At 65.7% G+C, this 22615-nt stretch carries 24 protein-coding genes; 14 read left to right on the forward strand and 10 right to left on the reverse strand.

Features of this window, described 5'->3' with window-relative positions:
- Nucleotides 1-38: 38 nt before the first annotated feature.
- From ipdE1 to fadA6, 4 genes are read left to right on the forward strand one after another with little or no spacing between them, the layout of a single operon-like run.
- The gene (gene ipdE1 / locus QOC76_RS17990) at nucleotides 39-1220 is read left to right on the forward strand and encodes an acyl-CoA dehydrogenase IpdE1 (RefSeq protein ID WP_526358792.1); all 1182 of its coding nucleotides are present in this window, start codon (nucleotides 39-41) and stop codon (nucleotides 1218-1220) included.
- A 25-nt stretch (nucleotides 1221-1245) separates the two neighbouring features.
- A complete protein-coding gene (gene ipdF / locus QOC76_RS17995) occupies nucleotides 1246-2034 on the forward strand; it encodes a (5R,7aS)-5-hydroxy-7a-methyl-1-oxo-2,3,5,6,7,7a-hexahydro-1H-indene-carboxyl-CoA reductase (protein WP_526358794.1) in 789 nt (262 codons plus the stop codon).
- Nucleotides 2031-2636: a TetR family transcriptional regulator KstR2 gene (gene kstR2 / locus QOC76_RS18000; RefSeq protein ID WP_526358796.1), complete on the forward strand. Its 606-nt coding sequence runs from the start codon at nucleotides 2031-2033 to the stop codon at nucleotides 2634-2636. The genes ipdF and kstR2 overlap by 4 nt, the downstream gene beginning before the upstream one ends.
- A 1-nt stretch (nucleotide 2637) precedes the next feature.
- On the forward strand, nucleotides 2638-3786 hold the full coding sequence (gene fadA6 / locus QOC76_RS18005) for a steroid 3-ketoacyl-CoA thiolase FadA6 (RefSeq protein WP_526358798.1): 1149 nt from the start codon (nucleotides 2638-2640) through the stop codon (nucleotides 3784-3786).
- A 12-nt stretch (nucleotides 3787-3798) separates the two neighbouring features.
- Here the strand turns inward: fadA6 and QOC76_RS18010 are convergent, their stop codons facing one another.
- From QOC76_RS18010 to echA20, 6 genes are read right to left on the reverse strand one after another with little or no spacing between them, the layout of a single operon-like run.
- A complete protein-coding gene (locus QOC76_RS18010) occupies nucleotides 3799-4533 on the reverse strand; it encodes a hypothetical protein (RefSeq protein WP_526358800.1) in 735 nt (244 codons plus the stop codon).
- On the reverse strand, nucleotides 4530-5183 hold the full coding sequence (locus QOC76_RS18015; protein WP_526358802.1) for a SatD family protein: 654 nt from the start codon (nucleotides 5181-5183) through the stop codon (nucleotides 4530-4532). Before QOC76_RS18015 ends, QOC76_RS18010 begins: the two co-directional genes overlap by 4 nt.
- Nucleotides 5184-5219: 36 nt before the next feature.
- The gene (gene ipdC, locus QOC76_RS18020; RefSeq protein WP_526358894.1) at nucleotides 5220-6284 is read right to left on the reverse strand and encodes a (3aS,4S,5R,7aS)-5-hydroxy-7a-methyl-1-oxo-octahydro-1H-indene-4-carboxyl-CoA dehydrogenase; all 1065 of its coding nucleotides are present in this window, start codon (nucleotides 6282-6284) and stop codon (nucleotides 5220-5222) included.
- Complete coding sequence (ipdB, locus tag QOC76_RS18025; protein ID WP_526358804.1) at nucleotides 6284-7033, reverse strand: cholesterol ring-cleaving hydrolase subunit IpdB; 750 nt, start codon at nucleotides 7031-7033, stop codon at nucleotides 6284-6286. The genes ipdC and ipdB overlap by 1 nt, the downstream gene beginning before the upstream one ends.
- Nucleotides 7030-7908, reverse strand: a complete 879-nt coding sequence (gene ipdA / locus QOC76_RS18030) for a cholesterol ring-cleaving hydrolase subunit IpdA (RefSeq protein WP_526358806.1) — start codon at nucleotides 7906-7908, stop codon at nucleotides 7030-7032. The genes ipdB and ipdA overlap by 4 nt, the downstream gene beginning before the upstream one ends.
- A gap of 55 nt (nucleotides 7909-7963) precedes the next feature.
- Nucleotides 7964-8746, reverse strand: a complete 783-nt coding sequence (gene echA20, locus QOC76_RS18035) for a (7aS)-7a-methyl-1,5-dioxo-2,3,5,6,7,7a-hexahydro-1H-indene-carboxyl-CoA hydrolase (protein WP_526358808.1) — start codon at nucleotides 8744-8746, stop codon at nucleotides 7964-7966.
- A 70-nt stretch (nucleotides 8747-8816) separates the two neighbouring features.
- On the opposite strand from echA20, the gene QOC76_RS18040 reads away from it, so the two are divergent.
- From QOC76_RS18040 to QOC76_RS18055, 4 genes are all read left to right on the forward strand, one after another.
- Nucleotides 8817-9608 carry an SDR family oxidoreductase gene (locus QOC76_RS18040; RefSeq protein ID WP_526358810.1) on the forward strand — a complete coding sequence of 264 codons (792 nt, stop codon included), beginning with the start codon at nucleotides 8817-8819 and terminating at the stop codon, nucleotides 9606-9608.
- A 17-nt stretch (nucleotides 9609-9625) separates the two neighbouring features.
- Complete coding sequence (locus QOC76_RS18045; RefSeq protein WP_526358812.1) at nucleotides 9626-10531, forward strand: SDR family oxidoreductase; 906 nt, start codon at nucleotides 9626-9628, stop codon at nucleotides 10529-10531.
- A gap of 104 nt (nucleotides 10532-10635) precedes the next feature.
- A complete protein-coding gene (locus QOC76_RS18050; RefSeq protein WP_526358896.1) occupies nucleotides 10636-11607 on the forward strand; it encodes a TAXI family TRAP transporter solute-binding subunit in 972 nt (323 codons plus the stop codon).
- Nucleotides 11608-11738: 131 nt separating this feature from the next.
- On the forward strand, nucleotides 11739-13676 hold the full coding sequence (locus QOC76_RS18055) for a TRAP transporter permease (protein WP_526358814.1): 1938 nt from the start codon (nucleotides 11739-11741) through the stop codon (nucleotides 13674-13676).
- Here the strand turns inward: QOC76_RS18055 and QOC76_RS18060 are convergent.
- Genes QOC76_RS18060 through QOC76_RS18075 form a run of 4 tightly spaced genes read right to left on the reverse strand, consistent with a single transcriptional unit; the run spans nucleotide 13664 to nucleotide 16448 of the window.
- Entirely contained in the window at nucleotides 13664-14122 is a 459-nt protein-coding gene (locus QOC76_RS18060; RefSeq protein ID WP_526358816.1) for a nitroreductase family deazaflavin-dependent oxidoreductase, read from the reverse strand. The genes QOC76_RS18055 and QOC76_RS18060 overlap by 13 nt on opposite strands.
- A 34-nt stretch (nucleotides 14123-14156) precedes the next feature.
- Nucleotides 14157-14885, reverse strand: coding sequence for a mycothiol-dependent nitroreductase Rv2466c family protein (locus QOC76_RS18065; protein WP_526358818.1), 729 nt, complete (start codon nucleotides 14883-14885; stop codon nucleotides 14157-14159).
- A 10-nt stretch (nucleotides 14886-14895) separates the two neighbouring features.
- Nucleotides 14896-15285: a DUF8021 domain-containing protein gene (locus QOC76_RS18070; protein ID WP_526358820.1), complete on the reverse strand. Its 390-nt coding sequence runs from the start codon at nucleotides 15283-15285 to the stop codon at nucleotides 14896-14898.
- Nucleotides 15285-16448 (reverse strand): steroid 3-ketoacyl-CoA thiolase, encoded by a 1164-nt coding sequence (locus QOC76_RS18075; protein ID WP_526358822.1) that lies wholly within the window; start codon nucleotides 16446-16448, stop codon nucleotides 15285-15287. The genes QOC76_RS18070 and QOC76_RS18075 overlap by 1 nt, the downstream gene beginning before the upstream one ends.
- Nucleotides 16449-16569: 121 nt before the next feature.
- Here QOC76_RS18075 and QOC76_RS18080 point away from each other — a divergent pair, with 121 nt between their 5' ends.
- The 6 genes from QOC76_RS18080 to ltp2 are packed head-to-tail and all read left to right on the forward strand — an operon-like array spanning nucleotide 16570 to nucleotide 22545.
- On the forward strand, nucleotides 16570-17829 hold the full coding sequence (locus tag QOC76_RS18080; protein WP_526358824.1) for a cytochrome P450: 1260 nt from the start codon (nucleotides 16570-16572) through the stop codon (nucleotides 17827-17829).
- 28 nt (nucleotides 17830-17857) lie between these two features.
- A complete protein-coding gene (locus tag QOC76_RS18085) occupies nucleotides 17858-18874 on the forward strand; it encodes an acyl-CoA dehydrogenase family protein (protein ID WP_526358826.1) in 1017 nt (338 codons plus the stop codon).
- On the forward strand, nucleotides 18859-20022 hold the full coding sequence (gene fadE29 / locus QOC76_RS18090) for an acyl-CoA dehydrogenase FadE29 (RefSeq protein ID WP_526358828.1): 1164 nt from the start codon (nucleotides 18859-18861) through the stop codon (nucleotides 20020-20022). The genes QOC76_RS18085 and fadE29 overlap by 16 nt, the downstream gene beginning before the upstream one ends.
- On the forward strand, nucleotides 20019-20981 hold the full coding sequence (locus tag QOC76_RS18095; protein WP_526358830.1) for an OB-fold domain-containing protein: 963 nt from the start codon (nucleotides 20019-20021) through the stop codon (nucleotides 20979-20981). The genes fadE29 and QOC76_RS18095 overlap by 4 nt, the downstream gene beginning before the upstream one ends.
- Nucleotides 20978-21379 (forward strand): MaoC family dehydratase, encoded by a 402-nt coding sequence (locus tag QOC76_RS18100; protein ID WP_526358832.1) that lies wholly within the window; start codon nucleotides 20978-20980, stop codon nucleotides 21377-21379. The genes QOC76_RS18095 and QOC76_RS18100 overlap by 4 nt, the downstream gene beginning before the upstream one ends.
- Nucleotides 21379-22545 carry a 17-hydroxy-3-oxo-4-pregnene-20-carboxyl-CoA lyase gene (gene ltp2, locus QOC76_RS18105; RefSeq protein ID WP_526358834.1) on the forward strand — a complete coding sequence of 389 codons (1167 nt, stop codon included), beginning with the start codon at nucleotides 21379-21381 and terminating at the stop codon, nucleotides 22543-22545. Before QOC76_RS18100 ends, ltp2 begins: the two co-directional genes overlap by 1 nt.
- The last annotated feature ends 70 nt before the right edge of the window (nucleotides 22546-22615 follow it).

Below are 22615 nucleotides of genomic sequence, written 5' to 3' on the forward strand. Positions count from 1 at the left end.
TCTAACAAAGCAAGTGCTTGGTAGGTTAGCCTACAGGGGTGATAGAGGTCCAGGAGTTCCGGGCCGAGGTCCGCGACTGGCTCGCCGACAATCTCGTCGGTGAATTCGCCGCGCTCAAGGGCCTGGGCGGACCCGGTCGCGAGGATGAGGCATTCGAGGCACGGCTGGCGTGGAACAAGCACCTCGCGGCTGCCGGCCTGACGTGTCTGGGTTGGCCCGAGGAGCACGGTGGCCGCGGCCTTTCGGTCGCGCACCGCGTCGCCTTCTACGAGGAGTATGCCAAGGCCGACGCACCCGACAAGGTGAACCATTTCGGCGAGGAACTGCTCGGCCCGACGCTGATCGCTTACGGCACCCCGGAGCAGCAGCAGCGGTTCCTTCCGAAGATCCTCGATGTCACCGAACTGTGGTGTCAGGGTTATTCGGAGCCCGGCGCCGGGAGCGATCTGGCGAACGTGTCGACCACCGCCGAACTCGACGGCGACCAGTGGGTGATCAACGGCCAGAAGGTCTGGACGTCGATGGCCCACCTGTCGCAGTGGTGTTTTGTGGTCGCCCGCAGCGAGAAGGGTTCCCAACGCCATGCGGGACTGTCCTATCTACTCGTGCCGCTCGATCAGCCCGGCGTCGAGGTGCGCCCAATCGTCCAGTTGACCGGCACCGCGGATTTCAACGAGGTGTTCTTCGACGACGCCCGCACCGACGCCGACCTCGTGGTCGGCACCCCGGGCGACGGCTGGCGCGTCGCAATGGGCACACTGACATTCGAGCGCGGAGTGTCGACGCTCGGCCAACAGATCCGTTACGCGCGCGAGCTTTCCAATCTGGCAGAGGTGGCCAAGCAGACCGGCAGCGTCGACGACCCGCTGATCCGTGAGCGGCTGACTCGATCATGGGTCGGCCTGCAGACGATGCGTTCCTACGCATTGGCGACCATGGACGTGGAGCAGCGCGGGGGCCGCACCGCCGGCGACATCGGGCCGGGTCAGGACAATGTGTCCAAGCTGCTGTGGGCCAACTGGCATCGCGATCTCGGCGAACTGGCGATGGACGTCGTCGGGAAGGCCGGCCTGGTAACCGATGACGGCAAATTCGATCAGTGGCAACATCTTTACCTGTTCACCCGTGCAGACACCATCTACGGCGGGTCCAACGAAATCCAGCGCAACATCATCGCCGAGCGCGTGCTCGGCCTACCGCGTGAGGTGAAGGGCCGATGAGCGCCCGCGCGAAGAGGAGACTGGTATGAGTCTCGCACACGCTCCGAAAGAGATTGACGGGCACGGACTTCTGACGGGCAAGGTCGTGGTGGTGACCGCGGCGGCCGGCACCGGCATCGGGGCGGCGGTCGCGCGCCGCGCGCTGGCCGAGGGCGCCGACGTGGTCGTCTCCGATCACCACGAACGGCGGTTGGGCGAGACCAGGGACCAGCTGGCCGGGCTCGGCCTCGGTCGGGTCGAGAGCGTGGTGTGCGATGTGACGTCGACCGCTCAGGTGGACGCGCTGATCGCATCGACGACCGCAAGGATGGGCCGCCTCGACGTGCTCGTCAACAACGCCGGGCTCGGCGGTCAGACTCCGGTCATCGACATGACCGACGACGAATGGGACCGGGTCCTCAACGTCACGCTGACGTCGGTGATGCGGGCAACGCGTGCCGCACTGCGGTACTTCCGCGACGCCGAGCACGGCGGCGTGATCGTCAACAACGCCAGCGTGCTCGGTTGGCGGGCCCAGCATTCGCAGTCGCACTACGCCGCAGCCAAGGCAGGCGTAATGGCGCTCACCCGTTGCAGCGCAATCGAAGCCGTCGAGCACGACGTGCGCATCAACGCGGTGTCGCCGAGTATCGCGCGGCACAAGTTCCTGGAGAAGACGAGTTCGGCCGATCTGCTCGACCGACTGTCCGAGGGCGAGGCGTTCGGCCGGGCGGCCGAACCATGGGAGGTCGCGGCCACCATCGCGTTCCTGGCCAGTGACTACTCCAGTTACCTGACCGGAGAAGTCATTTCGGTGTCGAGCCAGCGAGCATGACTGCGCAGCCGGGCCCGCAGTCGGCGAGCAGACGCGATGAGCTTCTCCAGCTCGCCGCGACGATGTTCGCCGAGCGCGGCCTGCGCGCGACGACGGTGCGAGACATCGCGGACTCCGCGGGAATACTGTCCGGAAGCCTCTACCACCATTTCAAAAGCAAAGAGCAGATGGTCGAGGAAGTGCTGCGCGACTTCCTCGACTGGCTGTTCGGTCGGTATCGGGAAATCGTTGACACCGAGCCGGATCCGCTCGCGCGGCTCAAGGGATTGTTCATGGCATCCTTCGAGGCCATCGAGCACCGCCACGCCCAGGTCGTCATTTACCAGGACGAGGCCAAACGGCTTTCGGCGCTGCCGCAGTTCGACTTCGTCGAAGCTCGCAACAAAGAGCAACGCAAGATGTGGGTGGACGTGCTCAACCAGGGGGTCGGGGAGGGCTGCCTGCGGCCGGATCTCGACGTCGATCTGGTCTACCGGTTCATCCGCGACACCACGTGGGTTTCAGTTCGCTGGTATCAGCCAGGCGGACCGTTGACGGCGGAGCAGGTCGGCCGGCATTACCTGGCCATAGTCCTTGGCGGCATCACCAAAGAAGGAGCTTGAAATGCCTGAGGCATATGTAGTCGAAGCCGTACGCACCGCGGTCGGCAAGCGAAACGGATCACTGGCGGGTGTGCACCCGTTGGATCTGGGGGCCGCAGCGTGGCGCGGACTGTTCGATCGGGTCGACGCCGATCCCGGCGCGGTGGACGACGTGATCGCCGGATGTGTCGATGCCATCGGGCCCCAGGCAGGGAACATCGCGCGGCTGTCATGGCTTGCCGCCGGATACCCGGAAGAAGTGCCGGGTGTCACCGTCGACCGGCAGTGTGGTTCCAGCCAGCAGGCGATTTCCTTTGGCGCTCAAGCGATCATGTCCGGCACCGCGGACCTTATCGTCGCCGGCGGTGTGCAGAACATGAGCCAGATCCCGATCTCGTCGGCAATGATGGTCGCCGAGCAGTTCGGCTTCACCTCGCCCACCAACGAGTCGAAGAGCTGGCTGCAGCGCTACGGCGATCAGGAGATTTCCCAGTTCCGCGGTGCCGAGTTGATCGCCGAGAAGTGGAACATCTCGCGTGAGGAGATGGAGGAGTACTCGCTCACCAGCCATCAGCGTGCGCAGGAAGCGATCCGCGCCGGATACTTCGAAAACGAGATCATCCCGGTCGATGGGTTCGTCACCGACGAAGGTCCGCGCGACACCTCGCTGGGGAAGATGGCCGGCCTCAAGACCCTGGTCGACGGTGGTCGGTTGACCGCCGCGATGGCCAGCCAGATCTCCGACGGCGCCAGCGCCGTGCTGCTGGCGTCGGAGCAGGCCGTCAAGGATCACGGCCTCAAACCGCGGGCCCGCATTCACCACATCAGCGCTCGCGGCGCCGACCCGGTTTTCATGCTGACGGGCCCGATCCCGGCAACGCGCTACGCGCTGGACAAGACGGGCCTGTCCATCGATGACATCGACACCGTCGAGATCAACGAGGCGTTCGCGCCCGTGGTGATGGCCTGGCTCAAGGAAACCAAGGCGGACCATACGAAGGTCAACCCCAGCGGCGGCGCGATCGCGCTTGGCCACCCCCTCGGTGCGACTGGGGCCAAGCTGTTCGCGACGATGCTGAACACCTTGGAGCGCACCGGTGGGCGCTACGGACTTCAGACGATGTGCGAGGGCGGCGGCACGGCCAACGTGACGATCATCGAACGGCTCTAGACGAGCAGATCGTCACTGGGCCAGCGCAAGGCCGCCCAGCGCGATGATCCAGCTGGCGAAACTGCCGACGAGAAAGTACTCGGTGACGGCGTCGATGCCGATGTTCCCGTTCTCGCGGGCCTTGGCAGCGTTGATCTCCGGGAACCGGATGATGCTCTTCGCGGCGACGACGGCGGTGGCCGCTGCGAGCTGACCGGCCAGGCCGAGCCCGAAGATCAGGATTCTTTCCATCGGCCCGAGCAGGCGACCGCCCTTGAGCCGGTCCGAAGGCTGCGGCTGACCCTCGGGTTTCACGGCGCCGACCGAGCCGAGCACCAGCCGCACCAACTGGTTGCCGGTGACGAACTGCAGCAGTACTGCGCCGACGACCATCAGCAGCCGGTTCGGGCTGACATCGCCGATACCTTGCACCTCGACCCACGACGACCATCGCGCAACGAGACCACCGACGTCGGAAGCCCATCCCGACAACAGGATCAGGGCGGCGAGCGTGAGCCCGAACACCGCCAGCGGTGCGCCCTCGTGGTCGCCGCGTTCCGCGCGGGCACCCAACAGGACCCAGCTCGCGCCGGCGGCGGCCGCGATGATCAACAGCGGGATGTCGCCGTGATGCCACAGCCCGGACAGTGCCGCGCAGACCACCACCACGGTGGGCGCGACCATCGCAGGCACCCATACGCGGCGGACCAGGCGCCGGACCGCATCGGCGATGCCCATTGCGATGAGCATTACCGCCAGCGCGCTCACGGCACGCTCCGCAGGTACTCCGAAGCGACGACGATCAAATCGAGACCGTCGCGGCCGGAGCGCTGCGACACCGCCGACGGGCTGATGCCTTCAGCCGCGGCGATGTCCTTTTTGGTCTGGTTCGTCAACAGTGCCTTCACAATCCGTGTCGATCGGTCGTCTAACGATCCAAGCAGGTGGTCCCGACAAATCAGTGCCGCGTTGATCGCGTCGAGATCGGTCCTGATCCCCTCAGCGACCCGGAAGGACGTCCGTACCAGCGCAAGTCCGGGCTGGCGTTGAACCGATGCCGTCCACTCGATGGCCTCGCGGGCGGCCCACCAGCCGGGGCCGTCCTGGATTCCCGCTGTCTCGTCGAGCATGGTGACCGCACCCCAGCCGATACCGAAGCGCACGTCGATCGCAGGCGCGACGGCCAGCCGCAGCGACAGCGCCGCGTCGATCGCCAGCCCGACACTGCTGAACGCGCCCTGGAACTCGTCGCCGACCGTGAAGGCGGGCGGGTCGATCGCCACGTCGGTGAGATCGCGAAGCGCACGGTTGAGCAGTCGGTGTACGCCCGCGCGGTCGGCGAGCGATCGTGAGCCGACGACGTCACCGATGAGGGTCGCCTTCACACCTGATGAAGCTGCGATCTTCATCCTAGACATATGAAGACTATAGCTTCAATTACTGAAAGTTAAGCATTAACCTTCATTCACGAGGGCGGCAGCTGCCCGCAGGTGTTTGACTGCGTCACTGACGATCGATTCGACCAGTTCGGCGCATGACGGCAGGTCGTCCAGGATGCCGGCAACCTGCCCGGACGCCAGTACACCCGCATCGGTGTTGCCCTCGACCAGGCCGGCCTTCAGCAGCATCGGTGTGTTGGCCGCCATCACGACCTGAGACCAGGTGAGTTCCTTGCCGTGGCGCATCTCGAGGCCGTCGCTGATCATCGACCGCCACGTCATCTTCGACATCTTCTTGAACTTCTGCGCATTGCGGATCGCCGCGCCGAAACCGCGCAGCCGCGAACCACCTTCGAGCTTTTCCACCAGCCCGGTGCGCAGCACCCGGTGCGGCATGCCGTCGACGCGGGTGGAAACGACCGTGCCGTCGAGGCCGGCCTGCAGATAACGCTGCTTGACGGCGTCGGGCACCGTGGAGTCCGACGTCAGCAAGAAACGCGTTCCCATCGCGACACCCGCCGCGCCGTAAGACAGCGCGGCGGCGAGGCCGCGCCCGTCGAAGAATCCTCCTGCGGCCACCACAGGGATGTCGACTGCGTCCAGTACTGACGGCAGCAGCAGCGTGGTGGCCACCGGCCCGGTGTGACCGCCGCCTTCGCCGCCCTGAACGATCACCGCGTCGGCACCCCAACCCGCGACCTTCTTGGCGTGCTTGGCTGCGCCGACCGACGGGATCACCACGACGCCTGCATCTTTGAGCTTGGCGATCAGATCCGGTTTGGGCGCCAGCGCGAAGGAAGCCACCCTGACGCCTTCCCGGATCAGCAGGCCGACACGGTCGACGGCATCTCCGGCGTCGGCGCGGATATTGATCCCGAACGGCTTGTCGGTCGCGGACTTCACCTTGGTGACCGCGGTCTGCAGTTCCTCCAGTGTCATCGTCGCCGACGCGAGGATGCCGAGGCCGCCGGCGTTCGACGTCGCGGCCACCAACCGGGAACCGGCCACCCAGCCCATTCCGGTCTGCACCACCGGATGCTCGATGCCGATCAGTTCGGTCAGGGGCGTGCGCAGTTTGATCATCCGCGTACTTCCTTGTCCCGCAGAGACTTCGGGTCGACAACCTCTCGCAGGAGCTTCAGCTCGTCCTCGGTGGCGAGCCTAGTCTGCCCGGCTTCATCCAGCCCGTGAATCTCGAAGGAGGTGTTCTCGCGGACCTGTTGGGCCTCGATGCCGGGATGCAGCGATACCGCACGCATGGTGTGGTCGGGACCGTTGAAGTCGAACACGCCGAGGTTCGACACCACGCGGAAGACGTTGACGAACCGGTATGCCGGGTTGTCGGGATCTACCTTGTTCCAACCGATCCCGGACACGATGTCCACGCTGTCACAGAACACCCGCTTGGAGTGGTTGCCGACCCAGTAACTGGTTGCGTGGTTGATCGTGTTTCCCGGTGCCCCCCGCACGCCGAACATTTGCCGGGTGGGGTGCTGCAGTGGCCCGAACGCGGACAGATTCTGGTTGCCGTACCGGTCCACCTGGTTCGCGCCCATCACGACGTGCCGTCGGCCCCAGGCCAGCGTCTCGAAGACCCGCCCGAACGGCATCCAGCCCTCGATCGCGCCCGAGGCACCGATTGCCGGGGTGTCGGCCAGCAGTCGGGCCTCGCCGTCGGTGAGCAGAATGTCGGGGGAGAACGTAAGGCGGGCCAGCCTGGCACCGATCGCCACCATGGTCGCCATCGGGCTGACCATGATTTCGCCTGCGTCGCGGAAGAGTTCGGCGCATGCGACGGCGCACACCTCTGCGCGGGACACGGAGATCACTTCGACGCCTCCTGAAATCTGCGCACGGCCGCCTGGTAATCGGCCTCGCTGCCGGACAGGTAGGTGTCGACGAACTCCTGCCACGTCTCGTCGGACGCGGCCGCTTCGGCGTAGTGGCGCTGAAACTTCTCGTCGCGCCTGTAGTCGGGTTCAGCGGTGGTGAAGTGCGCGCCGTTCGGGGCCTCGACCACGCTGTCCACCATCATCCGGTTGATCAGCAGTGCCTGCGCTGGAACCGATTTCACCAGTTCCTCTGTCGGCACCACTCTCTCGACCGACAGCAACCGCTTCTGCGCGGCCATCAGATACAGGTCGTCGAAGTAGGGGTCGATGCCCGTATAGGCGGCGTTGCCCTGTTCGTCGCCGATGTTGAGGTGCACGAACGCCACGTCGAGGTTGAGCGCGGGCATCGCGACGAGCTCTTCGTAGCCGCCGCCGGTGGGATACGGCGACTTGACGGTCTTGAGCTCGTCGCCCCAGAACGCGCGAACGTCGCTGCCGAGGCCCGCGCGGATGGGCAGGAACGGAAGTCGTTGCGCCGCAGCCTGCAAGCCGCACCGCAGCATGCCCTCGTCCATCTCTCGTGATTCGATTGAGCCGCTGGTTCGGGCTTTCGCGAACCACGGGTCGTAGAACGGCGCTGAGTCCAGAGATACGAAACCGTAGTAGACCCGCTTGACCTTGCCGGCCGAACATAGCAGCCCGAGGTCGGGCCCGCCGTAGGTCACCACGGTCAGGTCGGTGACCTCGGTGCGCAGCAGAGCCCGGACGAATGCCATCGGTTTGCGCCGTGACCCCCAGCCACCGATCCCGACGGTCATGCCGCTCTCGACAGCAGCGACCGCCTCGTCGAGTGTTGTTCTCTTGTCTGTCATCGATCCCCCAGTCATCCCCTGCGCTGCGCGCGTGGGCCCATCGCTACCCGCCGAATCACTTGGATCCCTTGTCAGTCCCTGCGAATGCGTCGCGATGCTCGTCGGACACTCCGGACAGGTTCAGCTCGAACGTGAAGCCCTGTTCCATCCGGTAACTCGAGTTGACCTTCTGCACGTCGATGAGGTTCAGCGCTTCCTTCGCCGCCCGGATGACCCGAGTGTCCTTCGAGGCGATGTCGCGCGCTACCCGCAGCGCCGCCTCGTCGAGGTCGGTGCGTGGCACCACCTCGTGCACCGAGCCGAAGTGGTGCAGGGTCGCGGCGTCGACGGTGGCCGCCGTGAAGAACAGCCGGCGCATCATGTGCTGCGGCACCAGGCGTGACAGATGAGTGGCCGCGCCGAGAGCGCCGCGCTCCACCTCGGGCAGGCCGAAGGTCGCGTCGTCGGAGGCGACGATCACGTCGGCGTTGCCGACGAGACCGATGCCGCCGCCCACGCAGAACCCGTTGACGGCCGCAACCACCGGCACCGCGCATTCGTACACCGCGCGGAAGGCTTCGAAGCATCCGCGGTTCGCATCGATCAACGCGGTGAAAGCTGGGGCGTTCTTGCTCCTCGCGTCCGCGGCGGTTTTCTGCATCTCCTTGATGTCGACGCCCGCGTTGAACCCCCGACCCTCGGCGCGCAGGATCACCACGTGGGTGGATTGGTCGCGGCCCGCGGCGGTGATCGCGTCGGCGAGCTCGAACCATCCGCGGGATGGGATCGCGTTGACGGGCGGGTAGTCGACGGTGACCGAGACGACGCCTGGTTCGACCGACTTGGTGGTGATCGTCATCGACAGCTCCTGGGTCTCCCCTGCACGGGGTCGGCTACCTAAGCAAGCACTTGCTTGGTACGCTAGCACAGTGACCGACGCGGCTGACAGGGCTGGTTTGGCAGGCATCAACCTGCAACTGAACGGTCGAGTCGTGCTGGTGACAGGCGGTGTGCGAGGGGTGGGTGCAGGTATCAGCGCCGTCTTCGCCGACCAGGGTGCGACGGTCGTGACGTGCGCGAGGCGACCGGTGGACGGATCACCGTACGAATTCCACTCCTGCGACGTCCGCGATGACGAGTCGGTCAAGTCGCTCATCGACGCGGTCGTCGCGAACCACGGCCGTCTCGACGTGGTGGTCAACAATGCCGGCGGGTCACCCTACGTGCCCGCCGCGGAGGCGTCGGCCAAGTTCAGCAGCAAGATCCTGGAGCTCAACCTGCTTGGCCCGCTGTCGGTTTCGACGCACGCAAACGCGGTGATGCAGACTCAGGACGGCGGCGGCTCGATCGTGAACATCGCGAGCGTCAGCGGCAGGCGGCCCACACCCGGCACCGTGGCCTACGGTGCTGCCAAGGCGGGCCTGGAGAACATCACGAACACGCTTGCGGTCGAATGGGCCCCGAAGGTGCGGGTGAACTCGGTCGTCGTCGGAATGGTGGAGACCGAGCAGTCCGAACTGTTCTACGGTGACGCGGACTCCATCGCGGCCATTTCGAGAAACGTGCCGCTCGGCAGGCTCGCGAAGCCGGCCGATGTCGGCTGGGCCGCGGCGTTTTTGGCCTCCGCCGCTGCGTCCTACATCAGCGGTGCATCGCTGGAAGTGCATGGTGGTGGCGAGCCGCCGCACTACCTGGAAACCACAACCGCCGATCTCAAATAAGCAAGGAGACAACGAATATGGGACTGCTCGACGGCCGTGTGGTCATCGTGACGGGGGCCGGTGGTGGTATCGGACGCGCGCACGCGCTGGCCTTCGCCGCCGAAGGGGCGCGCGTCGTGGTCAACGACATCGGCGTCGGTCTCGACGGTTCGACTGCAGGCGGCGGCAGTGCCGCCCAAGGCGTTGTCGACGAAATCACCGCCGCGGGTGGTGAAGCCGTCACCAGCGGCGCGAACGTCGCCGACTGGGAGCAGGCCGAAGGCCTCATCGCGACCGCCGTCGACGCCTTCGGCGGCTTCGACGTTCTGGTGAACAACGCAGGCATCGTCCGCGACCGAATGTTCGCCAACACCAGCGAAGAAGAGTTCGACGCGGTGATCGCGGTTCACCTCAAGGGCCACTTCGCGACGATGCGCCACGCGGCGGCGTACTGGCGTGCGCAGTCCAAGGCGGGACATGCGCCCGACGCCCGCATCATCAACACCAGTTCGGGTGCAGGGCTGCAGGGCAGCGTCGGCCAGGCGAACTACAGCGCGGCCAAGGCCGGCATCGCGGCCATGACGTTGGTCGCCGCCGCCGAGATGGGCCGTTACGGCGTCACCGTCAACGCGATCGCGCCGTCGGCGCGCACCCGGATGACCGAGACCGTCTTCGCGGACATGATGTCGACGCAGCAGAGCGAGTTCGATTCCATGGCGCCTGAAAACATTTCGCCGCTCGTGGTGTGGCTGGGCAGTGTCGAGTCACGCGATGTCACCGGGAGGATGTTCGAGGTCGAGGGCGGCGTCATCCGTGCCGCCGAGGGATGGGCGCACGGACCCGAGATCGACAAGGGCGCCCGGTGGGATCCGGCGGAGTTGGGTCCGGTCGTCAAGGATCTGCTGGCGAAGGCGCGCCCGCCCGTGCCGGTATTCGGCGCCTGAGGGGCGTTTGGCAAAGTCGCTCCTGTGAACCAGGTGTGAAAACACCCTCAACGGGCAATGATCAACACGTGAGGCGGATCACATTGCCGGTGCTGGCCGGCGCGATGCTGTTGGTGCTCGCCGGGTGTGGTGGCCAAAGGGGCGGTGACGGGGGACAAGCGGCTTCCGAGCCGACGACCTGCACCGTCGGTGCCGACGCCCGCCTGAGCATCGCGACGGGTAACACCACCGGCGTCTACTACAGCCTCGGCGGTGCCTACGCAGAAGCGATCAGCGCGCAGACCGCCGGGAAGTTGAAGGCAACCGCCGCCGAGACTTCCGCCTCTCTGCAGAACATCCAGCAGCTGGTGGCGGGTACGCACCAGGTCGCCTTCTCGCTCGCCGACACCGCGGCTGACGCAGCCGAGGGTAAGGAGTCCTTCGACTCGCCGCAGCCGATCGCGGCTCTGACCCGGCTGTACCCCAACTACACACAGGTGGTCGCGCGGGCCGACTCCGGCATCAACTCGATCGCCGATATGCGCGGCAAGCGCGTCTCCACCGGAGCGCCGAATTCGGGCACCGAGGTGATCGCGAACCGGATGCTCACCGCGGCCGGTCTGGACCCCGCCAAGGACATCCAGGCGCAGCGGACCGAGCTGGGCAAGACGGTCGAAGGCATGAAGGACGGTTCAATCGACGCGATGTTCTGGTCGGGCGGTCTGCCGACGAGTGGCATCACGGACCTGTTCACCAGCGAGCGCGGCAACGTCAAGTTGATCGACGTGACGAACACACTGGACAAGCTGAAGGAGATCAACACGATCTACGAGCGTGGCGTCATCCCGGCGTCGACATATCAGACTCCGGGTGACGTGCCGACGGTCGTCGTGCCGAATCTTCTTCTGGTGAACAAAGATATGGACGGCAATACGGCATGTGTGCTGACGAAGGCGCTGTTCGATCACAAGGCCGATCTGGTCAAGGTGAACAAGGCGGCCAAGGACATCAATCTGGACACGGCCCGCCAGACCGACCCGGTGCCGTTGCACCCGGGGGCCAAGAAGGCGTTGGACGAACTCGGCGCGAAGAACTGACGGAACCCGGCGACAACGATGACCTCCGGCCAGACGCGGCCGGCGGCACCGCCACCACGACGACGGCGGCCGCCGCGTACGAAGAGGAGAAACCCGCCCGCGAGCTGACCGGCTGGGTGGCCCATGCGGTGATGGCCGTGTGCGTTCTGATCGGTGTCTTCGCGGTGTATCAGGTCTTCTTCCCGCTGGCGCAGGGCAACCAGGTCTCGCTGATCTACTTCCTGGCGGCCGTACTGCCGCTGACCTTGCTGTGCTACCGCTCCGGGTTACGGCTGCGTCGCAGGACGGCGGACCCCGACCATGACGAGCACATGGTGCCGAGCGGAAACCCGACGCCCGTGGACTGGCTGCTTGCCGCGCTCGCACTTCTGGCCTGCCTGTATCCGGTGCTCCCCTTCGAAATCGCCGGCGGGGGAGGCGGTTTCGACGAGTTCCTCAGCCGGCAGGGCACCCCGGCGATGATCGACGTGGTGGTGGGGACCGTCGTGCTGCTTCTGGTGCTGGAGGCCTGCCGTCGTACCACCGGTGTCGCGCTGCCGATCGTCTGCCTGCTCGCGCTGGCCTACGCCTACTACGGCGGCTATCTGCCGCAGGGCGCGGCGATCGCGCATGCGGGTGTGAATTGGGACCAGATCATCAGCGCCTCGTTCATCCAGTCGACCGGCCTCTACGGTGTGCCACTCGACGTGGCGGCCACCTACATCGTTTTGTTCACCATTTATGGAGCGGTGCTGGACGCGTCGGGCGCCAGCAAGTTCTTCATCGACCTCTCCCTTGCGGCGTTCCGGCGGTCCCGCGCGGCGCCGGGCCGGACGGTCACCCTGGCGGGATTCCTGCTGGGCTCCGTATCGGGGTCGGGCACAGCGACCACCGTCAGCCTGGGCTCCGTGACGTGGCCTATCCTTCGCCGGGCCGGCTACCCGAAGGAGAACGCGGGCGGAATGCTGGCGGCCGCGGGCATCGGGGCGATCCTGTCCCCGCCGACGCTCGGCGCAGCCGCGTTCATCATCGCGGAGTACCTCGGCGTTCCGTATCTGACCGTGCTGCTTTGGGCGATCGTGCCGACGATCCTGTACTACCTGGGCATCCTGCTTGCCGTCGAGATCGACGCCAGGCGGTACGGCACGCGCGAAGTCGAAATCAGCGAGCAGTCGGGTTGGCGACTCCTTGGCAGATTCGGATACCACCTGATCTCGCTGCTGCTGATCGTGGTCTTCCTTGCGATGGACATCTCGGCGGTGCGCGCAGTCGTCTTCGCAACCTTCATCCAGATCGCGCTGTCGTTCCTGGATCGGGAACACCGCCTGACGCCGATCAGGCTCTACCGCGCGCTGGGCACCGGCGTCAGGGGTGTGCTCGCCGTAGCCACCGTGTGCGCCGCCGCCGGCGTCATCGCCGCGATGATCACTCGGACCGGGCTCGGCCTGCAGCTGAACTCGATTCTGGTCAATGCAGCCCGGGGCATCACCGAAACCCCTGCTCTTGTACTCGTTTTCACCGCGCTGTTCGCCGCGCTGGCGGTGGCGGTACTCGGTCTGGCCGTGCCGGTGACGGCCTCGTTCGTGATCAGCTGGGTGATCGTCGGCCCGGCGCTACAGGACCTCGGCGTCGCCGCTCCGGCGGTGGCGATGTTCGTCTTCTACTTCGCGGTGCTGTCGGAGGTCACGCCACCGACGGCGCTGGCGTCCGTCGCCGCCTCGGCGATCACCGGCGGCAAGGTGATGGCCACGATGATGCAGACGTGGAAATACACGCTGCCCGCGTTCCTCGTGCCGTTCGCGTTCGTGCTGACCGATAACGGCGAGGGCCTGCTCGGCCTTCGGTCGATCGGTGACATGGCCTGGACCGCAACGGTATCCGCGCTCGGTGTCGCTGCACTCGCGGTCGTCACCGGCGGCTGGCTGATCCGGCGCGCGGGTTGGCCGGAGCGGGTGCTGTGCGCACCGGCCGCCGCACTGCTGCTGTATCTGCATCCGACGACGATCGTCGCCGGTGCGGTCCTCTTGGGGGTCGCGGTAGGGCTGAACTTGGCGCTGCGCCGGGAAGCGCCGACGCCTCAGCCCACCTGACGCTCACAGACCACAAGAGGTATCACCCGATCGGCCGCCTCGCGGTAGCCGCGGTACGGCGGGTACATCTCTATCAACCTCGGCCAGTAGCGGCTTCGTTCTTCGTCTGTCGCATCGCGGGCGGTCAGATCGAGGTGCTCATCGCGAATCTGAATGTGCACGCTGGGGTTCGCCTTCAAATTGTGATACCACCCCGGGTCGGTGTCCCGACCGCCGAACGATGCAGGCAACAAGACCAGGTCCCCGTCGCGCAGGTACAGCGTGGGGGTGATTCGCGGTTCGCCGGTTTTTCGGCCTTTCGTCGTGATCAGCGCTGCGGGGAACCGGAGCAACTTGGCGCCGAGAAGCCCGTTCGTGCGCTGGTAGACCCAGATGTGTGCGCGCGCGAAGTACTTCATCAACAGGACCAACGCACGCGAGTTTCTGATCGACCGCCGCTCTGCCATGACCTATTTCTTGCCACAACCGCACATGGGCAAACTATTTCTTCTGGCGCCGGCTTCCGCCGTGCCAATCCTCCTGCTTGCCAACTGCTTCCGTGTCGACACCGAAACTGGCCAGCTGAGGCCGTTCGCGCAGGCTGCGCTTGAGCTCGGCGAAGCCGCCGAACTCGGCCAAGCCGATCACGTGGTCCCACAACTGCCCCGCATCGTCGGCGCTCGGCAATCGACTGATCACCGGTCCGAAGAATGCCGTCCCCTCAGGGGGATTGAAGTGCAGGATCGGGGTGCCCACGTCACGGCCCGTCAAGGCAAGTGCCTCGTCGGTCTCTGTCCGGATCAAGTCGTCCCACGAGGTGTCGTCCAGCGCGTCGGCCAGCCCCCTTGGCAGCCCGGCATTCTCCAGGAGCGGTTCCAGCACGCGCCGCGCGCCTTGATCGGCGCCGGACAGTGGGTCGACCTCACGTGATGTGTCGAAGATGCGGGTGCCGATCGCCTCGTAGAGCCGGCCGACGGCTTCCCGACCGTGCTCGGCCCTTGTCCGGGCTGCCACCCGCAGCAGCCGCAGGCCTGCCGTATGTCCGGCCTCGTATTCCGGCGGAAAGTGCGCGTCATAATCGATGTGCGCGTTGAGGATTCGCAGCGAAATGAACCGCCAGTCGACCTTGTAGTCGCGCTGTCCGGCGACGATCCGGACCCACTTGCTGGTGATCCACGCGAAGGGACAGACCGGGTCGAAATAGAAGTGCAGATCGGATGCCGCCGCCATGGCGGTCATCCTAGGACGTGATCAGAAACGGGCGAATGCTTGCTCGGATGTGGTGGATGAGTCCGTCGGCGGCGGGGATGACGAAGGTCTCGTCGATGTGGGCGCCCACGCGCCGGCCCGCCAGCGACGGTTTGGTCACCAGATCGAACTTCGCTCGCACCTGCTCGCCGTCAACGCTGAACTCGGGAACCGTGGTGGTCGCGATGATCCGGTACTGCGGGCCGCCGTTGAGGCTGCGCCGCAGGTGCTCGCCCGAGAACCCCGTCTTCAGGCCGACCTCGATGCGTGTACAGCCCGCAGCGAACGGCACGTTGCTCGCATCGTGATGGACGAGCGCGTCGATGTAGGCCTGGGCGGCCGCGATCCGCTCGGCTTCGGTGTGGACACGGGTCTCGGTCACTAGATCCGCTCGAGGATCGTGCCCGTCGAAAGCGCGCCGCCCGCGCACATCGTGACGAGCGCGGTGCTCTGGTCCGTGCGCTCCAACTCGTGCAGCGCGGTGGTGATCAACCGGCTGCCGGTGCTGCCAACGGGATGACCGAGCGCGATCGCGCCGCCGTTCACATTGACCTTGTCCATGTCCGGGTTGTGCACTCGGGCCCACGACAGCACGACGGAGGCGAAGGCCTCGTTGATCTCGGTGATGTCAATGTCACCCATCTTCATCCCCGCCTTCTCCAGCACCTTCGTGGTGGACTGCACTGGGCCGTCGAGGTGGTAGTAGGGCTCCGCGCCGACGAGTGCCTGGCTGATGATCCGCGCACGCGGACGCAGGCCAAGCGCCTTGGCCTTGTCCTCGTCCATCCACAGCACCGCGGCGGCGCCGTCGGAGATCTGCGACGAGGTGCCCGCGGTGTGGATGCCGCCGTCGAGCACCGGCTTGAGCGACGCCAGACCCTCCAGCGTGGTGTCGCGCAGTCCCTGGTCGCGGGTCACGAAGGCGCGTTCGGACGTCGGCTGCTTCTGGTCGTCGAGCACCGGCGCCTCGATGGGGCTGATCTCACGGTCGAACCGGCCTTCTGCCCAGGCCTGCTTGGCCTTGCGTTGCGACTCGAAACCCCACTGGTCGATGTCTTCACGGGTGATGCCCCGGCGCTTGGCGATCCGCTCGGCGGCGGTGAACTGGTCCGGCAGGTCGATGTCCCACGATTCCGGCCGCAGCACCGACCGGTCGGGTCCTGCGTTGGCGCCCAGCCCGATAGCGCTCATCGCCTCGATGCCGCACGCGATGCCGACGTCGATGGCGCCGGTCGCGATGAGCCCGGCGATCAGATGGTTGGCCTGCTGCCCGCTGCCGCACTGGCAGTCCACCGTGGTTGCGCCGACGTGCTCGGGCAATCCCGCGACCAGCCATCCGACCCGGGTGATGTTGTTCGACTGCGCGGCGAACTGCGTCACGCAGCCGCCGATCAGCTGTTCCACATCACCGGCGTCGATGCCGGCCTTCTGCACAAGTGCCTTCTGGGTGGCGCCGAGAAGCTCGGTCGGATGCAGGCCTGACAACCATCCGTTCCGCTTGCCGATCGGGCTGCGGGTGGCTTCAACGATTACAGGGTTACCCATTCCGCCAGGCTAGAACACGTTTCATTACTCTGACAAGCGGCGTTGCAGCCGAGCCTTTGATCTGCGCAGAGGGCATGTTTTACTGGCACTAGAACACGTTCCAATTGAGGAGAGCTTTCTGATGCCCCCTGGCGGTCCTTGCCCCATTTCGCCCGACTTCGACTTCCTGGACGCCACCCTGAACCTCGAGCGTCTTCCTGTCGAGGAGCTCGCCGAGCTCCGCAAGTCCGAGCCCATCCATTGGGTCGACGTGCCCGGCGGTACCGGAGGGTTCGGCGACAAAGGCTATTGGCTCGTGACTAAGCATGCCGACGTCAAAGAGGTGTCTAAGCGCAACGACCTCTTCGGCAGCTCGCCGGACGGCGCCATTCCGACCTGGCCGCAAGGGATGACCCGCGACGCGATCGATCTGCAGAAGGCCGTCCTGCTGAACATGGACCCGCCGCAGCACACCCGCCTGCGCAAGATCATCTCCCGCGGCTTCACCCCGCGAGCCGTCGGACGGCTCGAGGAGGAGCTACGGACCCGCGCCCGGAAGATCGCCGAGACCGCCGCTGCCGAGGGGTCGGGCGACTTCGTCGAACAGGTCTCGTGCGAGCTGCCGCTGCAGGCCATTGCCGGACTGCTCGGCGTCCCCCAGGAGGACCGGGACAAGCTCTTCCGCTGGTCCAACGAGATGACCGCCGGTGAGGACCCGGAGTATGCCGACGTGGACCCCGCGATGTCGTCGTTCGAGCTCATCACGTATGCCATGAAGATGGCCGAGGAGCGGTCGAAGAACCCGACCGACGACATCGTCACGACGCTGATCGAGGCTGATGTCGACGGTGAAAAGCTGTCGGACGACGAGTTCGGCTTCTTCGTCGTTATGCTCGCGGTGGCGGGCAACGAGACCACGCGTAACTCCATCACCCACGGCATGATCGCGTTTTCGCAGAATCCCGACCAGTGGGAGCTGTACAAAAAGGAACGTCCCGAGACCGCCGCCGACGAGATCGTCCGCTGGGCGACGCCGGTGTCGGCGTTCCAGCGCACCACGCTCGAGGACGTCGAACTGGGCGGCGTAAAGATCAAGAAGGGCGAGCGCGTGGTGATGTCCTACCGCTCAGCCAATTTCGATGACGAGGTGTTCGATGACCCGCATTCCTTCGACATCCTGCGCAGCCCCAACCCGCATGTCGGGTTCGGCGGCACCGGCGCGCACTACTGCATCGGCGCCAACCTCGCGAAGATGACCATCAACCTGATCTTCAGCGCCGTCGCCGACCACATGCCGGATCTCAAGCCCATCGGCGAGCCCGAGCGGCTCATGTCGGGGTGGCTGAACGGCATCAAGCACTGGCAGGTTGACTACACGGGAACGTGTCCGGCTAGCCACTGACCGCGCAGGCGAATCGAGGAGGATTCCGGTGGACTTCAGTCCCGACGAAGGGCAGCAGGCAGTTGCCGACGTCGTCACCTCGGTACTGGACCGCGACAACTCGTGGGACGCTCTGGTCGGGGGTGGCGTGACTGCGCTGGCCCTGCCGGAGCGCCTCGGCGGTGACGGCGTGGGACTGCCCGAGCTGACGACGGCTCTCACCGAAATCGGTCGGCACGCCACCACCGGACCTGCGCTGGGCGTTCTCGGGGCCACCGCCGTGCTCCTCGACGTCGCGTCCGAACCGCAGCAGGACCGGTACCTGGCCGGGGTGGCGAAGGGCTCGATCGTCACGCTGGCACTCAACGAACCCGGCGCCGCGCTACCCGACAAGCCGGCCGTAACGCTGTCCGGCGGCAAGCTCAACGGCACGAAGATCGGCGTTCCGTATGCGGGACAAGCGGACTGGATCATCGTGACAGCCGACACCGGTGTCGCGGTGGTGTCGGCGAAGGCCGATGGTGTGCAGGCCTCCAAGACGCCGACGTCCAATCACTCCGATGAGTATGTGGTGACGTTCTCGGATGTCACGGTCGTCGACGACGACGTGCTGGACGGCGCGCAGGCGAAGCGGGTCAACCAGTTGGCGCTCGCGACGATCGGCTCGTTCGCGGCAGGGCTGGTGGCCGGGGCGTTGCGCCTGACTGCCGACTACGTCGCCAACCGCGAGCAGTTCGGCAAGCCGCTCTCGACGTTCCAGACGGTGGCCGCGCAGCTGGCCGAGGTGTACATCGCTTCGCGCACACTGACATTGGCGGCGACTTCGGTGGTATGGCGGTTATCGGAGGGACGCGACGCCGACGAAGACCTCGACATTCTGGGTTACTGGCTCGCGTCGCAGGCGCCGCCCGTGATGCAGCTGTGTCACCACATGCACGGCGGCATGGGCATGGACATCGCGTACCCGATGGACCGCTATTACTCGACGATCAAAGATCTGACCCGCCTGCTGGGCGGCTCGTCGCACCGTCTCGATCTGGTGGGAGCGCAATGTACATCGAACTGACACCCGAGCAGAAGCAGCTACAAGCCGAACTGCGCGAATATTTTTCGAATCTCATCTCCCCGCAGGAAGCCGCGGAGATGGAGGCCGACCGGCACGGTAAGGCCTACCGCGCGGTGATCAAGCGAATGGGGTCAGACGGCAAGCTGGGTGTCGGCTGGCCAAAGGAGTTCGGTGGCCTCGGTTTAGGGCCTATCGAGCAGTCGATCTTCGTCAACGAGGCGCACCGCGCCGACGTGCCCCTGCCCGCCGTCACGTTGCAGACTGTCGGCCCGACGTTGCAGGCATACGGAACAGAACTGCAGAAGAAGAAGTTCCTGCCCGGCATCCTGGCCGGCGAGGTGCACTTCGCGATCGGCTACACCGAGCCTGAAGCGGGCACCGACCTGGCATCGCTGCGCACGACGGCGATCCGCCACGGCGACGAGTACATCGTCAACGGCCAGAAGGTCTTCACGACCGGCGGCCACGACGCGGACTACGTCTGGCTGGCGTGCCGTACCGATCCGGAGGCCGCGAAGCACAAGGGCATCTCGATGCTCATCGTCGACACCAAGGACCCCGGGTATTCGTGGACGCCGATGATCCTGTCCGACGGCGCACACCACACCAACGCCACCTACTACAACGACGTGCGGGTGCCCGCCGAGATGCTGGTCGGCGAGGAGAACGGAGGCTGGCGGCTGATCACCACCCAACTGAACAACGAGCGCGTGATGCTCGGACCGGCAGGCCGGTTCGCGTCACTGTATGACCGCATCCACGCGTGGGCGTCCAAGCCGGGCAGCAACGGAGACACCCCGCTCGACCACGACGACGTCAAGCGCTCACTCGGCGAGCTCAAGGCGATGTGGCGCATCAACGAGCTGTTGAACTGGCAGGTGGCCGCATCAGGTGAGACCATCGACGTCGCCGACGCCGCGGCGACCAAAGTCTTTGGCACCGAGCGCATTCAATACGCGGGACGCCTGGCTGAAGAGATCGTAGGAGCGCACGGGAACCCGGCCGACCCGCAAACCGCCGAGCTTCTCGAGTGGCTGGACAGCCAGACCAAGCGGAACCTGGTGATCACGTTCGGTGGCGGAGTGAACGAGGTGATGCGCGAGATGATCGCAGCTTCGGGGCTGAAGGTTCCGAGGGTTCCCAGGTGAATCCGGACGTCATCCACAGGACCGTCGAGGACATCAAGGCGGCTGGACCGAGCAAAGCGCGGGTGGGCCGCGACCAGGTGAACCAGCCGATGATCCGGCACTGGGTGGATGCCATCGGCGACGAGAACCAGATCTACATCGACGAGGCGGCGGCCAAGGCGGCGGGTCATCCGGGGGTCGTCGCGCCACCGGCGATGATCCAGGTGTGGACGATGATGGGTCTCGGTGGCGAACGCCCCGGCGACGACCCCATCGGTCCGATCATGGAGTTGTTCGACGGCGCAGGCTATGTCGGAGTTGTCGCCACCAACTGCGACCAGACGTATCACCGGTACCTGCGGCCGGGCGAGGACGTCAGTGTCGTCGCCGAACTCACCGACGTCGTCGGCCCGAAACAGACGGCGCTGGGCGAGGGCTACTTCATCAGCCAGCGGATCACGTGGCAGGTCGGTGACGAGGACGTCGCCGAAATGGACTGGCGCATCTTGAAGTTCATCCCGCGTGAGCAGAATGAGGCCGCGCCGTCCGCGGTTCCGGCCGATCTCGATGCGGAGTCCATGATGCGGCCCGCGTCGTCGCGGGATACCAAGTTCTTCTGGGACGGCGTCAACGCCCACGAGCTTCGTATTCAGAAGCGGGGTGACGGGACGCTGCAGCATCCGCCGGTGCCCGCGCTGTGGGCCGACAAAGCTGCACCTGCCGACTATGTCGTGGCGAGCGGGAAGGGCACCGTGTTCAGCTTCGTGGTGCACCATGCGCCGAAGGTGCCCGGCCGCACCCTGCCGTTCGTGATTGCGCTCGTGGAACTCGAGGAGGGGGTCCGGATGCTCGGTGAGCTCCGCAACGCGGATCCCGCGACCGTGGAGGTCGGAATGCCGGTCCGTGCAACGTATATCGACTTCCCCGAGGGGAACAGTGGCCCGGCGTGGACGCTGTACGCGTGGGAGCCCGACTCATGAGCGCACCAACGGTAGAGGTCGGCACGAAGCTGCCGGAGCTGTCGCTCTACGGTGACCCGACGTTCATCGTGTCGACGGCGATCGCCACCCGTGACTATCAGGACGTCCACCACGACCGCGACAAGGCGCAGGCGAAGGGCTCCAGGGACATCTTCGTCAACATCCTCACCGATACCGGTCTGGTGCAGCGTTTTGTCACGGACTGGGCGGGTCCGACCGCGATGATCAAGTCGATCAAGCTGCGACTCGGAGTGCCCTGGTATGCGTACGACACGGTGACGTTCAGGGGTGAGGTGACGGGTGTCGAAGACGGGATCGTCACGGTGAAAGTCGTTGGCAGCAATAGTCTGGGCGACCACGTCGTCGCCACCTCGACGTTGACGATCGGAGCCGCCTGATGCCGGGACCGTTGTCCGGTAAGGCGGCCATCGCCGGGATCGGCGCCACCGACTTCTCGAAGAACTCGGGCCGCAGCGAGCTGCGGTTGGCCTCCGAAGCCGTTCTCGACGCGCTCGACGATGCGGGCCTGACGCCTGACGACGTGGACGGCATGGTCACGTTCACAATGGACTCGAACACCGAGGTCGCCATCGCGCGAGCGACGGGGATCGGCGAGCTGAAGTTTTTCTCCAAGATTCACCACGGCGGCGGTGCGGCGTGCGCGACGGTCCAGCAGGCGGCGATCGCCGTCGCAACGGGAGTCGCGGATTGCGTTGTCGCGTACCGCGCTTTCAACGAGCGGTCGGGACAGCGGTTCGGCCAGGTGCAGATGCGGTTGGTGGAGAACGCCGACTCGACGGGTGTGGACAACTCGTTCTCCTACCCGCACGGTTTGTCCACACCGGCGGCGCAGGTGGCGATGATCGCCAGGCGGTACATGCACCTGTCCGGGGCGACGAGCAAGGATTTCGGTGTCGTCTCGGTGGCGGACCGCAAGCACGCGGCCAAGAACCCGAAGGCGTATTTTTACGAGAAGCCGATAACCATTGAGGACCACCAGAACTCGCGGTGGATCGCCGAGCCGCTGAGGCTTTTGGACTGCTGTCAAGAGACCGACGGTGGAGTCGCCCTCGTCATAACGTCGGCGGAGCGGGCGAAGGATCTCAAGCACCGGCCTGCCGTCATCGAGGCCGCGTCGCAGGGGTCCAGTCCGGATCAGTACTCGATGGTCAGTTACTACCGGACCGAGTTGGGGCTACCCGAGATGGGGCTGGTCGGCAGGCAGCTGTGGGAGCAGTCGGGGCTGAAGCCCACCGATATCCAGACCGCGGTCCTCTACGACCACTTCACTCCGTTCACGCTGATTCAGCTGGAGGAGTTGGGCTTCTGCGGAAAGGGCGAGGCCAAGGACTTCATCGCCGATGGTGCGATCGAAGTCGGTGGCCGGCTGCCGATCAACACCCACGGCGGTCAGCTCGGCGAGGCGTACATCCACGGCATGAATGGGATCGCCGAAGGCGTTCGGCAGCTGCGTGGTTCGTCGGTGAACCAAATCGACGATGTCGAGCATGTCCTGGTGACGGCGGGCACCGGCGTTCCGACTTCGGGGCTCATCCTCGGCTGACCGGTCCGCCATGCAGGATGGCCGACGCTCGGTGTTTCGTTTATTGGACAGACGTCGGCATGTGACGGCC

Origin of the sequence: Mycobacterium sp. (genome assembly GCF_032159565.1) — a bacterium.
Lineage (GTDB): Bacteria > Actinomycetota > Actinomycetes > Mycobacteriales > Mycobacteriaceae > Mycobacterium.